The organism is Asaia sp. A2 (assembly GCF_057319415.1).
The window spans coordinates 89,593-102,341 of the sequence record NZ_JBXWTO010000011.1; the positions used below are offsets into that span (position 1 = coordinate 89,593).

Consider the following 12,749-nt stretch of genomic DNA (forward strand, 5'->3'; position numbering starts at 1 on the left):
CTTTTTTGCAAAGACATGCTCGTGAAGGCGACGTTCAGCCCTGGCGTACAGCCTTGGCGATGTCTGCCAGCTGACCCAAAACGGACGAAACGCTTTTTGCGGTTGCCTTTCCATCCTCCAGCGTGCCGGCGAGTGTTGCGATCAGGGCTGAGGCCACAACCGCGGCATCACCCACCGAAGCCGCTTGCGCGGCCTGTTCCGGGGTGCGGATGCCAAAGCCAATGGCAACCGGCAGGGGGCTGACGGCACGAAGGCGCGGGAGCGCTGCTGCGAGTTCACCGGTGCTTGCCGTGCGCGTACCGGTGATACCCGTGATGCTCACATAATAGATGAAGCCCGATGCGGTATCGAGTAGATAGGGTAAGCGGCTGTCGGGCGTGTTGGGCGCAACCAGCTGGATGATATCCAGCCCGCAGCGTTGCGCATCGCCTGACAGCAGATCGCTCTCTTCCTTGGGAAGGTCGACGATGATCAGACCATCGACACCCGCCTTGGCAGCATCGGTACAGAAGCGTGCCGGGCCGTAGCTGTCGATGGGGTTGAGATAGCCCATCAGGATGATCGGCGTCTCATTATCCGTTTCGCGGAAGGCGCGCACCATATCGAGCACCCCGGCCAGCGTAGCGCCTGCTTTGAGGCCACGCAGCGCGGCGGCCTGAATGGTCGGGCCATCGGCTGATGGATCGGAAAAGGGCACACCGATCTCGATCAGATCGGCTCCCGCTGCGGGCATGCCCTTGAGCAGGGCGAGAGAGGTTTCCAGATCCGGGTCATAGGCCTGAAGATAGGGAATGAGCGCGCCGCGCCCTGCTGCCTTGAGCGATTCAAAACGGGCCTTGATACGACTCACAGCGCAACTCCCAGATGCTCGGCGACGGTAAAGATATCCTTGTCGCCACGGCCCGACAGGTTGAGGACGATGATCTGATCCGGCGACATGGAGGGGGCGATCTTCATGATATGAGCCAGACCATGCGCGCATTCGAGCGCTGGAATAATGCCTTCGGTGCGCGTCAGAAGCTGAAAGGCCTCCAGGGCTTCCTTGTCGGTCACGCCCACATATTCGGCGCGGCCGATATCGTTCAGCCAGGAATGTTCCGGCCCGATGCCGGGATAGTCCAGCCCGGCACTGATCGAATGGGCCTCGGCGATCTGGCCGAACTCGTCCTGCAGCAGATAGGTGCGATTGCCATGCAGTACGCCCGAGCGACCGCGCGAGATGGACGCCGCAGTGAAGCCGCTATCCAGCCCATGACCAGCGGCCTCGACCCCGATCAGGCGCACGGATTCATCGTCGAGGAAGGGATGGAACAGGCCCATGGCGTTGGAGCCACCGCCAATGGCGGCCACCAGCACATCAGGCAGGCGCCCCTCGACGGCCATCATCTGCTCGCGCGTTTCGATGCCGATGATTGACTGGAAGTCGCGCACCATCTCCGGATAGGGATGCGGCCCGGCCACCGTGCCGACAAGGAAGTATGTGTCGTGCACATTGGCGACCCAATCGCGCATGGCCTCGTTCATGGCATCCTTGAGCGTGCCTGACCCTGCCGTTACCGGATGCACCTCGGCACCGAGCAGATGCATGCGGAACACGTTGGGCTTTTGTCGCTCGACATCGACGGCACCCATATAGATCGTGCATTTCAGACCGAACAACGCGCAGACCGTGGCGGTGGCCACGCCATGCTGCCCAGCGCCGGTCTCCGCCACAATGCGCGTCTTGCCCATGCGGCGTGCCAGAAGGATCTGGCCCATCACATTGTTCAGCTTGTGTGAGCCGGTATGGTTGAGTTCTTCACGCTTGAGATAGATTTTCGCGCCGCCGAGTTCGTCACTCAGGCGCTTTGCATGCCAGAGCGGACTGGGGCGGCCAACGTAATCGCGGAAATAGTAATCCAGCTCACGTCGGAATTCCGGGTCTGCCTTGGCTGTCTGGTAGGCATCCGACAGATCCTGCACCAGAGGCATGAGTGTTTCTGCAACGAACTGGCCACCAAAACTTCCGAAGCGACCGCGTTGATCGGGGCCGTTGCGCAGGCTGTTGGGGCGGGGCGGAACTTCAGAGCTCATGAAAATTATCCTGTCCGGGGCATGGATCGACATGGCGAGCGGGTTTCTGCGATACCAGAGGGGCGGCGTTGCGTCCATTCCCGACCCGCTGGGTGAAAGCGCCTGAACCAGAGAGGAAAACCAGATGTTTCTAGCGCACCCGGTCGGGCAGCCGGTTCACGAAATTCTGGCAGCCGATGATGCGAAAGGCGTGTCCTGGCTCGATCTGGTGGAGCCGAATGAGGATGAGATACGCCTTGCGGAAGCCGTGACCGGGCTGACCCTGCCGCGCAGGGCCGCACTGGAAGAGATCGAAAGTTCGTCACGCCACTACCGGCGTGGGGATGTGATCTATCTTTCCATGCCCCTGGTGCGGGTGATCGATGGGCGGCTGACGGCATGGCCCGTGGGTATGATCGTTTCGCCGGACCGGCTGATCACCCTGCGCTATTCCAGCTACACCGCCTTCGAGACCATGAGCCGTGATCTTGCGGCCAACGATGCCGATTTTGCGCTCTCCGATGTGCCGGAACTGACCATTCGCCTGCTTGAGACGATCGTGAACCGTCTGGCCGATATTCTGGAAAATGACGGCCATACGCTCGATACGATCTCACGGACGGTCTTTGCGCCCAAACGTCCGAATCGCCACGTCCGTAACGCCAATATATTGCGACAGACCCTGCGTGAGCTCGGCGAGAGCGGTGACCTTACCTCTTCCATCCGGGAGAGCCTGCTGGGGGTGGACCGCATTGGCATGTATCTGGGTGATGCACGATATTTCGAATTTCGCGAGGCCCTTCAGACCCGCCTGCGTATTCTCGGGCGCGACGTGGCCTCACTGAACGATTACGTGGCGCAGATGACCGTCAAGGTTCAGTTCCTGCTGGATGCAACGCTTGGATTCATCAGTATCGATCAGAATGACGGGATGAAACTGCTTACGGTTGTCAGCTTTGTGGGCATCACCCCCACTCTGCTGGCGGGTATTTACGGCATGAATTTCAAGGTCATGCCGGAACTCGATTGGCATTACGGCTATTACTATGCGTTGTGCCTTATGCTTGCCTCGGTGCTCCTTCCGCTTTTCATTTTCTGGCGCCGGGGCTGGTTTGGAGATCGTTCCACGTGAAACGCTTCGCTTTTTCCCTCCCGCTCGTATGCCTCGCTCTCGCGGCTCAGCCATTTGAGGCGTATGCGGCAAGTCATTCCCTCCAGCCCACCGGTTCGCAGGCGCAGCAGCTACTGGATCGTCTGGTGCAGGAGCCTCTCAGATACGAGGGCGATAGCATAAATGCGCCCGGCTTTGGTCAGGTACACGGCTATAACGGACGTCAGCCGGTACGCGTTCTGATGGGCTATCACGTCGAGGGTAACCGCCTGTATGGCGAGTTTATTGCCCTCGATGCCGATAGTCGCGCGCTTCAGGCAGCGTCTCTTGCTGGTAAATTGACCGGGCAGGACGTCACGCAGGTTCGCAGCCAGCCCGCTTCCGGCTTTGCCGGGCCTGTTCCGTGTACAATTGACGTTGCGTTGCCCAAGCCCCTGCATCTCGACGGGCAGTGTGCGCCGGCCATGATTTCCGGTGCTTATGTCGAGAAGGTGGGCTCTTCTCCTCTGGTTTTCATTATTCCGGGGCTGGGTGCATCAGAGGCCGGTTCGGGTCAATACATGATGAAGCCTTGGCACGGGTGATCGGAACTGTTGACAGAAAGCGTTATTTCTCATTAGATTGAGGTCTAGGAGCCGCCTGTTTCACTCATGCGGCCTATTTCAAGACCCTTTCGTCTTCGCTCATCGTCGGGCCCGGTTCTGCGGCCCATCTGACGGGGCATTCTTTCACGATCGATCATCTGTCACGGTCACGATGCCACATCGTCCGGGCAGTGGACTATAGCCCATCTAAGGCGCTTTTCATGCATCTTGCTGAACTCAAGAAAAAAACACCTGCCGATCTGCTGGCCTATGCTGAAGAGCTGCAAATCGAGAATGCCTCCTCGATGCGCAAGCAGGACATCATGTTCGCCATTCTCAAGACCCTGGCGGATAATGATCAGGCCATCTACGGCGAAGGCACGCTGGAAATTCTGCCCGATGGGTTCGGCTTCCTGCGCTCGCCTGAAGCCAATTACCTGCCCGGCCCTGACGACATCTATATCTCGCCTGCCCAGGTCCGTCGCTTCAGCCTGCGTCCCGGTGATACGGTTGAGGGGCAGATCCGCGCCCCGCGTGATGGCGAGCGTTACTTCTCGCTGCTCAAGGTCAACACCATCAATTTCGAAGAGCCTGACGCGGTTCGTCAGCGCATCAACTTCGATAATCTGACGCCGCTTTATCCCGAGCGTCGTCTGCGTATGGAAGTCGAGCAGGCCGGTGCACCCGAGCCTCAGCCCACCGGCAAGGGTAAGAAAGACCAGCGCGACTATACGCCACGCGTGATCGACCTTGTCGCCCCGATCGGTATGGGCCAGCGCGCCCTGATTGTGGCCCCGCCTCGCACCGGCAAGACCGTGATGCTGCAGAGCATCGCCTCGTCGATTTCCGCCAACCACCCCGATGTGTTCCTGATCGTTCTGCTGATCGATGAGCGCCCCGAGGAAGTGACCGACATGGCCCGCTCGGTGCGCGGCGAAGTCGTGTCCTCGACCTTCGACGAGCCCGCGACCCGCCACGTGCAGGTGACCGAAATGGTGCTCGAAAAGGCTAAGCGCCTGGTTGAGCACAAGCGCGATGTCGTGATTCTTCTCGACTCGATTACCCGCCTGGCGCGCGCCTACAACACCGTTGTTCCCTCATCGGGCAAGGTGCTGACCGGTGGTGTGGATGCCAACGCCCTGCAGCGCCCCAAGCGCTTCTTTGGCGCAGCGCGTAACATCGAAGAAGGCGGTTCGCTCACCATCATTGCCACCGCGCTGATCGATACGGGCAGCCGTATGGACGAAGTGATCTTCGAGGAGTTCAAGGGTACGGGTAACTCCGAACTCATCCTCGATCGCAAGCTTGCCGACAAGCGCACCTTCCCGGCAATCGACATCACCAAGTCGGGCACGCGTAAGGAAGAACTCCTTGTCGATCGTGCGTCGCTCTCGAAGATGTGGGTCCTGCGTCGTATCCTGTCGCCCATGGGGACGATGGATGCCATGGACTTCCTGCTCGACAAGCTGAAATACAGCAAGACGAACCAGGATTTCTTCGATGCCATGAACAACTGATCTGGTCTGCAGGTCATGAAAAACCGCCGGAGGCTCATGCTTCCGGCGGTTTTTTTATGGGCGATATCGAGGGGCGTTTCGCCGTGGACGCCACCCGGTTTGGTCGCGTTTTCCTTGCCTCATGCGGAGGGATGATCGTGCCGTAGAACGCGGCCTGCATGAAGCATGTTGGGGCAAGGTACCCAACTGATGCTGCTATAGGCTCTATCCGGCAGGAGAGGATTTGCCTGCCAGCGGAGTGTCTTTACAGGGCTGGCGGGTCAGACCGGGACGCCTTCCAGGCGCAGCAGATAGCGCTTGTCGTCCAGACCATTCTCGCCGGAATAACCACCCAGATGGCTGCGCCCCAGAACACGGTGGCAGGGGATCAGGATAGGGATGGGGTTATGCGCCATAGCGCCGCCGACCGACCGGGCCGAGCCTCCTGCCTTGAGGGCGAGTTCGGCATAGCTGATGGTCTCACCATAAGGCACGTCGCGCAAAGCCTGCCAGACGGCTTTGCGATAGGCGGTACCCCAGGGGGCAAGAGGCAGATCGAAACTTTCGTGCTCGCCGTCGAAATAGCGTTCCAGCATGGTCTGGGCGCGGGTAAGAAGAGGCGTCTTTTCCTGATCGCGCCCCCAACCCCAGTCGAGGGCAACGATTGCGCCGTCATCCTCGCTGAGGGTGAGGGGGCCAATGGGGGAATGAAGCGAGAGCTGGGGCATAGAAGGGATTCACATGGTTGACGCGATGGAACGCCCGGCAGCGCGCAAGGGCGAGGTCATCTTCGCTCTGGCGACAGGAACCGGGCGGGCAGCAATCGCTATCATGCGCGCAAGTGGTGCCGGGGCTCAAGAGGTGCTTGCGTCGCTATGTGGCGGAAGGCTGCCCGAGCCACGTCATGCAAGCCTGCGGGCGCTGCATCATGAGGGCGACCATCTGGACGATGCGATGGTGCTTTGGCTACCGGGGCCGCGTTCCTATACAGGTGAGGACGGCTTTGAGCTGCACCTCCATGCCGGTCCGGCCGTCATTGATCGTGTGGCAATGGCCCTGACAACGCTTGGCGCCCGACCAGCCGAGCCGGGCGAATTTACCCGACGCGCCGTACAGGCAGGCAGGCTCGATCTGCTTCAGGCTGAGGCGATAGCTGATCTGGTTGAGGCCGAAAGCCAGAGTCAGCGTCAGCAGGCGCTTGCCCAGGCGGACGGCGCTTTGAGTCGCCTCTATGAAGGCTGGAGCGAGCGCCTGAAAACATTGCTGGCGCATCAGGAAGCGCTGATCGATTTCCCTGATGAGGATCTGCCTGAGGCGGTCGAGCTTGCTCTGTCGCGCACCCTCAACGACCTTCGCTCTGCCCTGAAAGCGCATCTTTCCGACAAGCGCGGTGAGATCGTGCGTCGTGGCCTGACCGTGGTGATTGCAGGGGCTCCTAATGTCGGCAAGTCCAGCCTGCTGAACCATCTTGCCGGATATGATGCGGCGATCGTCACGCACCGCGCAGGGACGACGCGCGATGTGATCGCGATTGATTGGCTGTTTCAGGGGGTGCGGCTTCGTCTGGTCGATACAGCGGGGCTGCGCGAGACCGAGGATGAGATCGAGGCGGAAGGCATACGCCGGGCAATGTTTCACGTGGAACATGCCGATCTGGTGCTACATGTCGTGGCAGGTATGGACGAAATGCCGTTGCGTTCCGATGCCATGATGATCAGCAGCAAGGTGGATCTGTATCCGGCGCTGGATAATACGCTGGGTCTGAGCGTCCAGACAGGTGAGGGGATGGAGGGCTTCGAGCAGGCCCTCGGGGCGCGTATCAAGGCCCTGACCGCTGGCGTGGGCGCGCCGCTGACGCGAGCGCGTCACAGGGCTGGAATTGAGGAAGCATTGCTCTATCTCGATCAGGCACATGAGGCGCTTTGGCCCGAAGTGAGGGGTGAGGCGCTGCGTCTGGCCATGCGCGCCTTGGGGCGACTGACGGGACAAGTTGATGTCGACTCCCTTCTGGATGTGATATTTGGACAATTCTGCATTGGTAAATGAGGCGTGTGTGAGCGAGTTTGATGTTGTCGTCATAGGCGGAGGTCATGCGGGGAGTGAGGCCGCAGCGGCTTCAGCGCGTTTCGGTGCGCGAACGCTTTTGCTGACCCAGAAGCCCGAAATGATCGGTACCATGTCGTGCAACCCGGCCATTGGGGGTATCGGCAAGGGGCATCTCGTGCGTGAAATTGACGCGCTTGATGGCCTTATGGGGCGGGCAGCCGATCAGGCAGGCATCCATTTCAAGCTGCTCAATCGCTCCAAGGGGCCAGCCGTTCATGGCCCGCGTGCCCAGGCCGATCGTTTTCTGTATCGCAATGCCATTCAGGCGCTACTGAATGCCACGCCCAATCTGACCATCATGGCGGGCGAGGCAGCCGATCTCGAGGTGCGTGACGGGCGCGTCACAGGTGTCATTTGCGAAGACGGGCGCGTGGTCCGTTGCGGCGCTGTTGTGGTGACCAGTGGCACGTTTCTGCGCGGGGTCATTCATATCGGGCATACGCAGGAGCAGGCAGGGCGCATCGGCGAGCGTCCGGCAGCGCGTCTTGGCGAAAGGCTTGAAGCCCTCGGACTGCGTATGGGGCGGCTGAAGACCGGCACGCCCGCACGGCTTGCACGCGACAGTATTGACTGGGACTCTCTGGCTGAGGACAGGGGTGATGACGTACCCGAACCGTTCAGTAGGCTGACCGAGCGTATCACCACAGACCAGCTTTCATGCCGTATCACCAGCACGACGCCACAGACCCACCAGATCATTCGCGATAATCTGGCGAAATCCGCACTCTATGGCGGGGCGATTGCAGGCAAGGGACCGCGCTATTGCCCGTCGATCGAGGACAAGATCGTCCGGTTTGGCGAAAAAGATGGGCACCAGATCTTTCTTGAGCCTGAAGGGCTTCCCGGTAATCCGGGTGGCGATCTGGTTTACCCTAATGGTATATCGACGAGCCTGCCTGCCGATATTCAGGCGCTAATGATGGCCTCCATTCCGGGGCTTGAAAAGGCGCGTATCGTCACCCCCGGCTACGCCGTTGAATATGATTATGTCGACCCGCGTGAGCTTGCGCCCAGTCTCGCCCTGAGGGCCATGACCGGCCTTTATCTGGCAGGGCAGATCAATGGAACGACAGGCTATGAGGAGGCGGGTGCCCAGGGCCTGCTTGCGGGGCTCAATGCTGCACGCTTTGTGGCCGGCAATGATCCGCTCGTGCTGGGGCGTGATCAGGCCTATCTGGGTGTGATGCTGGACGATCTCACCTTGCAGGGCGTTTCGGAGCCCTATCGTATGTTCACCTCACGCGCCGAATATCGCCTCAGCCTGCGCGCAGACAATGCCGATCTCCGCCTGACTGCAATTGGGGAGGAAATGGGCTGTGTCGGTGCAGAGCGAGCCGCGCGGCTGAAGCAGGATCGTGAGGCGATCAATGGGGCAATGGAGCAGGCTAGAGCACCGATCCATGCCCCGCAGGATCTGGCCGCACAGGGTATTGCTGTTTCGCAGGATGGACGCAGGCGGTCCCTGCTCGACGTGCTGTCAGGGCAGGCGGACGAGGAAGCGGCGACCCGTCTGGCCCCGTGGTTTGGTGCGTTGCCTCTGCGCATACGGCGCCATGTCGAGACCGAGGCGCGTTACGGGGGGTACCTGCAACGACAGGAGCGTGAGATACGTCAGTTGGCCAATGAAGCACAGATCGCGCTGCCTGATGATCTCGATTATGGACGTATCGGTGGACTGAGCAGCGAGATGAAGGAACGCCTTTCTATCGCGCGCCCGGCCAATTTCGCCGCCGCCCAGCGTGTGCCGGGTGTCACACCTGCCGCCATGATTGCACTCCTTGCCCATGTGAGGGCCGTGGCATGATTGAGGTTTCACGTGAAACACGCGAACGCCTCGAGGTGTTCGCGGTACTCCTGGAGAAGTGGAATGCCCGAATCAATCTGGTGAGCCCGCGTGACATGCCCCATTTGTGGGAGCGCCATATCGCGGATTCGCTCAGACTGATGCCGTTCATCACCAGAGGCGCACGCGTGATCGATCTGGGCTCGGGGGGCGGATTCCCGGCGCTGATGATCGGCATCGCTTGCGACGCCGAGATGGTGATGGTCGAATCTGACCAGCGTAAATGTGCTTTCCTGCGCGAGGCGGCGCGGGCCTGCGGCGTCAAGGCTCAGGTCGTGTCCCAACGCATCGAGCGGGCCGAACTTCCCCCGGCCCCCTATGTGACCGCGCGTGCGCTGGCGTCTTTGAGCCAGTTGCTCGAATGGAGCGCACCATTTCTTCTGCCGGGAGGGAAAGCCCTGTTTTTGAAGGGTAAAAATTTTCCCGACGAGTTGACCGAAGCCGAGCGGTGCTGGCACATGCAGCACAGAATTCTGGACAATCGCGCCGCTTCAGGTGGCGCCATCATCGAGATAAGCGATATCAAACGTGTCGAATAACGACATGGGCAGCAAGGCCCGTATTCTCGCCGTCACCAACCAGAAGGGTGGTGTGGGCAAGACCACAACAGCAATCAATCTGGCCGCGGCGCTTGCGAGCACGCAACGCGTGCTGCTGGTCGATATCGATCCGCAGGGCAATGCCTCAACTGGCCTCGGCGTCGACTACAATGCACGCCAGATCGGCAGCTATGCGGCACTCATGCAGGAAGCGCTGCCCGAAAAGCTGCCGCGCCCGACAGAGACACCCAACCTCGACATCATCGTTGCCAATACCGATCTGGCGGGTGCGGAGCTTGAACTGATTGGTAGTGATCGCCGTGAGTTCCGCATACGCGAGGCTCTGGAGGCCCTGTCAGGGCGTTATGATGTCATCCTGATCGACTGTCCGCCAAGCCTGGGTCTGCTGACGCTCAACGCTCTTGTTGCGTCCGATGCCGTGCTGATCCCCCTTCAATGCGAGTTCTTTGCTCTGGAAGGGATCAGTCAGATCGTGCGGACGGTTGACCGTGTGCGGCGGGCCTTCAATGCAGACCTGCATGTGGCGGGCATCATCCTGACGATGTATGACCGGCGCAACAACCTCTCGGAGCTTGTGGCGGCCGATGCCCGCAATTTCTTTGGCGAGCAGGTTCTGGAGACACTGATCCCCCGGAACATCAAGATTTCCGAAGCCCAGAGCCATGGCTGCTCGGTGCTCGAATATGACCGTCGCAGCAGCGGGGCGCAGGCCTATCTCGCTTTGGCACAGGAAATCGGCCAGCGTCTGGGCCTCACCCAAAAGCAAGGGGCTCCCTCATGAGCAAAAAACCGGCTCCACGTCTCGGTCGCGGCCTTGCCGCCCTGCTTGGCGACCAGGCGATCGAGTTGCCCCGTACGCAGGGGGCCGCGCATGAGGCTGTGCCGACCCCCTCCATGTTGGGGGTAGACCTTCTCGCACCGGGTCCTTTCCAGCCACGTGTGGACATGGATGAGGGGAGGCTGAACGAACTTGCAGACTCCATACGAAGCCGTGGTGTGCTGCAACCTATTCTCGTACGGCCAGACCCGGATCGGAAGGGTCATTACCAGATCATCGCCGGTGAGCGCCGCTGGCGGGCCTCGCAGCGTGCAGGACTGCATGAGGTGCCGGTGCATGTGCGTCTGCTCGATGATGCCGATGCCATGGCTGCCGCGCTGGTCGAGAATCTGCAACGCGCCGATCTCAACGCGATTGAAGAGGCAGAAGGCCTGCAACGCCTGCTGACCGATTACGCCCTGACGCAGGAGGAACTCGCCGGGGCTGTGGGCAAATCCCGCCCGCATATTGGCAATATCCTGCGCCTGCTGAACCTGCCCGAAGCCGTACGCCAGAAGGTGCGTGACGGCTTGCTGAGTGCAGGCCATGCCCGTGCCCTGCTGGCGCATCCTGACCCCTGTGCAGCGGCTGATATCGTGATTGCCCGTGGGCTGAACGTGCGTCAGACCGAGGCCCTGGCGCGGTTGACCCCCAAAGCCGAACAGGAAGCGATCAAGGCGCCGCGCGATAACGAACTGGTCCGTCTGGAGCGGGATCTTGCGACGCGTCTTGGCCTCAAGGTTAAGATCGAATTCAACGGCAAAGGCGGCTCGCTTCGACTGGACTATCGTAGCCTCGATCAGTTCGACACGCTTATGCGTCTGCTTTCCCCGGAGAAATAGGGATTTTAGTTTCGTATGCGGAATAGTGCATTTTTTCTCTTGATGCCTGTTCCGCCCTTTGTTAGAAGCCCTCTCACCGGAGCGGGGCTATGGGCACATAGCTCAGTTGGTAGAGCAGCTGACTCTTAATCAGCGGGTCCAAGGTTCGAGCCCTTGTGTGCCCACCATCGCCCCGCCGGTACCTTCTCCTATGCAAAATATCGATTTCCCCAGACCTGTTCTGAGATAGGCGCCTGCTGTTGCTTCGACGTACGGATACCGCCGTTCAAAAGAAGCATCGATCATCTGGCGGCTGTCATCACGATAAGCCATGTTCGCGTCACGCCCCGCACAGCTTGTCTGCGGCCATACCGGAGCGTCGCAGGACCGCGCGACTTCGATACGCTCTGTATCTGCCAGAGCGCCGTGTATGGGGCGAGCCTGCGGCATAAGCCTGCATCGTGAATTTTAGCACGATGAATCCGCACGACGTCCGAAAGCGGGCGGGCTCGTTCTGTGGATCAGTTTTTCAGAGGAAAATGGCGCTGGCTGGGATGGGAGGGATCGAACCTCCGAATGGCGGAATCAAAATCCGCTGCCTTACCGCTTGGCTACATCCCATCGCGTTGGAGGGCTTTTAATCTGCCTCATGGCAGACGTAAAGCCATTATGTTTCGAGTTCGAGCGGATGATCGGCAATGCCGGTGCGCTGGCTGGCCTGATCCATCAGGCGGTCCGGGGAGGGCTTGAGCACGCCAAAACGTTCTGCCTTGTCGAGCCCCTGATCGAGCGCCGCCATGGTCTGCGAAAGGTCAGCGCTTTCATCCTTCTCCCAGGCACGCAGGGCGAAGCCCCAGACGCCAGCAAGCCCGTTGAGACGCATCAGGCCGCCGAGACCGCTGCACTCGACACCTGCGACCTCAGCCATCCAGCGCATCGTGTCGAGGGTGGCGGCACCAAGCAGGAGTGTCAGACCGGGCTCTGTTGGCAGGGCCTGCAGAACAGCCCGGATGCCCTCGCGATATTGCTGGAATACATCGAAGCGCCGCATGAAGAGATCAAAGACGCGTTCACGGACGGATCCGCTCAAACCGTCATCGCGAAAGGCCGATTCGTCGGCCAGACGGCCCAGACGGAACAGCAGGCTGTGCCGGAAAGGAAAGCGGGCACGGACTTCATCGATCGGCAATCCGGCACGCTGGGCAGCCTCGACCAGCGTGAAGCATGGCCAGCCTTTTTCAGCAGCGATGGTAAAGCCTGCCTCCAGAAGCGCCAGATCAAATTCTTCGCGATCGATTTCCGTCATGAACCCGTCCCTGTCATTCAGCATCAATAATACAAGATGGTCAGGCTGTGACA

The 12,749-nt window shown here is 60.3% G+C and carries 12 protein-coding genes and 2 tRNA genes; 9 read left to right on the plus strand and 5 right to left on the minus strand.

Annotation, left to right across the window (positions count from 1 at the left end):
• Positions 1-34 precede the first annotated feature (34 nt).
• Together trpA and trpB are read right to left on the minus strand one after the other, a co-directional pair.
• Complete coding sequence (gene trpA, locus ACWNRM_RS10815; protein WP_485170789.1) at positions 35-850, minus strand: tryptophan synthase subunit alpha; 816 nt, start codon at positions 848-850, stop codon at positions 35-37.
• Positions 847-2,073, minus strand: a complete 1,227-nt coding sequence (gene trpB, locus ACWNRM_RS10820) for a tryptophan synthase subunit beta (protein WP_485170790.1) — start codon at positions 2,071-2,073, stop codon at positions 847-849. The genes trpA and trpB overlap by 4 nt, the downstream gene beginning before the upstream one ends.
• Before the next feature lie 124 nt (positions 2,074-2,197).
• Here trpB and ACWNRM_RS10825 point away from each other — a divergent pair, with 124 nt between their 5' ends.
• The 3 genes from ACWNRM_RS10825 to rho all read left to right on the plus strand — a co-directional run bounded on the left by ACWNRM_RS10825 (position 2,198) and on the right by rho (position 5,264).
• On the plus strand, positions 2,198-3,184 hold the full coding sequence (locus ACWNRM_RS10825) for a magnesium transporter CorA family protein (protein ID WP_485170791.1): 987 nt from the start codon (positions 2,198-2,200) through the stop codon (positions 3,182-3,184).
• Positions 3,181-3,747 (plus strand): hypothetical protein, encoded by a 567-nt coding sequence (locus tag ACWNRM_RS10830; protein ID WP_485170792.1) that lies wholly within the window; start codon positions 3,181-3,183, stop codon positions 3,745-3,747. The genes ACWNRM_RS10825 and ACWNRM_RS10830 overlap by 4 nt, the downstream gene beginning before the upstream one ends.
• 221 nt (positions 3,748-3,968) lie before the next feature.
• Positions 3,969-5,264 (plus strand): transcription termination factor Rho, encoded by a 1,296-nt coding sequence (rho, locus tag ACWNRM_RS10835; protein WP_023978877.1) that lies wholly within the window; start codon positions 3,969-3,971, stop codon positions 5,262-5,264.
• A gap of 260 nt (positions 5,265-5,524) precedes the next feature.
• Here rho and ACWNRM_RS10840 read toward each other — a convergent pair whose 3' ends face one another.
• Positions 5,525-5,971 (minus strand): methylated-DNA--[protein]-cysteine S-methyltransferase, encoded by a 447-nt coding sequence (locus tag ACWNRM_RS10840; RefSeq protein ID WP_485170793.1) that lies wholly within the window; start codon positions 5,969-5,971, stop codon positions 5,525-5,527.
• A 13-nt stretch (positions 5,972-5,984) separates the two neighbouring features.
• On the opposite strand from ACWNRM_RS10840, the gene mnmE reads away from it, so the two are divergent.
• The 6 genes from mnmE (at position 5,985) to ACWNRM_RS10870 (ending at position 11,578) form a co-directional block, all read left to right on the plus strand.
• Entirely contained in the window at positions 5,985-7,289 is a 1,305-nt protein-coding gene (mnmE, locus tag ACWNRM_RS10845) for a tRNA uridine-5-carboxymethylaminomethyl(34) synthesis GTPase MnmE (RefSeq protein ID WP_485170794.1), read from the plus strand.
• A 7-nt stretch (positions 7,290-7,296) separates the two neighbouring features.
• Entirely contained in the window at positions 7,297-9,153 is a 1,857-nt protein-coding gene (mnmG, locus tag ACWNRM_RS10850) for a tRNA uridine-5-carboxymethylaminomethyl(34) synthesis enzyme MnmG (RefSeq protein WP_485170795.1), read from the plus strand.
• Entirely contained in the window at positions 9,150-9,731 is a 582-nt protein-coding gene (rsmG, locus tag ACWNRM_RS10855) for a 16S rRNA (guanine(527)-N(7))-methyltransferase RsmG (protein WP_485170796.1), read from the plus strand. Before mnmG ends, rsmG begins: the two co-directional genes overlap by 4 nt.
• A 4-nt stretch (positions 9,732-9,735) precedes the next feature.
• On the plus strand, positions 9,736-10,533 hold the full coding sequence (locus tag ACWNRM_RS10860; RefSeq protein ID WP_485170815.1) for a ParA family protein: 798 nt from the start codon (positions 9,736-9,738) through the stop codon (positions 10,531-10,533).
• Positions 10,530-11,411 carry a ParB/RepB/Spo0J family partition protein gene (locus ACWNRM_RS10865; RefSeq protein WP_485170797.1) on the plus strand — a complete coding sequence of 294 codons (882 nt, stop codon included), beginning with the start codon at positions 10,530-10,532 and terminating at the stop codon, positions 11,409-11,411. Before ACWNRM_RS10860 ends, ACWNRM_RS10865 begins: the two co-directional genes overlap by 4 nt.
• A 91-nt stretch (positions 11,412-11,502) precedes the next feature.
• A tRNA-Lys gene (locus tag ACWNRM_RS10870) sits at positions 11,503-11,578 on the plus strand.
• Between the two features lie 358 nt (positions 11,579-11,936).
• Here the strand turns inward: ACWNRM_RS10870 and ACWNRM_RS10875 are convergent.
• Both ACWNRM_RS10875 and ACWNRM_RS10880 read right to left on the minus strand, forming a co-directional pair.
• Positions 11,937-12,011: transfer RNA gene (locus ACWNRM_RS10875), tRNA-Gln, on the minus strand.
• Between the two features lie 46 nt (positions 12,012-12,057).
• Entirely contained in the window at positions 12,058-12,687 is a 630-nt protein-coding gene (locus tag ACWNRM_RS10880) for a TetR family transcriptional regulator (protein ID WP_485170816.1), read from the minus strand.
• Positions 12,688-12,749 lie beyond the last annotated feature (62 nt).

Bases quoted from the DNA above. Each gene is read 5' to 3' on its own strand.
- trpB (WP_485170790.1), bottom strand. From the start codon at position 2,073: ATGAGCTCTGAAGTTCCGCCCCGCCCCAACAGCCTGCGCAACGGCCCC.
- ACWNRM_RS10825 (WP_485170791.1), top strand. From the start codon at position 2,198: ATGTTTCTAGCGCACCCGGTCGGGCAGCCGGTTCACGAAATTCTGGCA.
- rho (WP_023978877.1), top strand. From the start codon at position 3,969: ATGCATCTTGCTGAACTCAAGAAAAAAACACCTGCCGATCTGCTGGCC.
- ACWNRM_RS10840 (WP_485170793.1), bottom strand. From the start codon at position 5,971: ATGCCCCAGCTCTCGCTTCATTCCCCCATTGGCCCCCTCACCCTCAGC.
- mnmE (WP_485170794.1), top strand. From the start codon at position 5,985: ATGGTTGACGCGATGGAACGCCCGGCAGCGCGCAAGGGCGAGGTCATC.
- rsmG (WP_485170796.1), top strand. From the start codon at position 9,150: ATGATTGAGGTTTCACGTGAAACACGCGAACGCCTCGAGGTGTTCGCG.
- ACWNRM_RS10860 (WP_485170815.1), top strand. From the start codon at position 9,736: ATGGGCAGCAAGGCCCGTATTCTCGCCGTCACCAACCAGAAGGGTGGT.
- ACWNRM_RS10865 (WP_485170797.1), top strand. From the start codon at position 10,530: ATGAGCAAAAAACCGGCTCCACGTCTCGGTCGCGGCCTTGCCGCCCTG.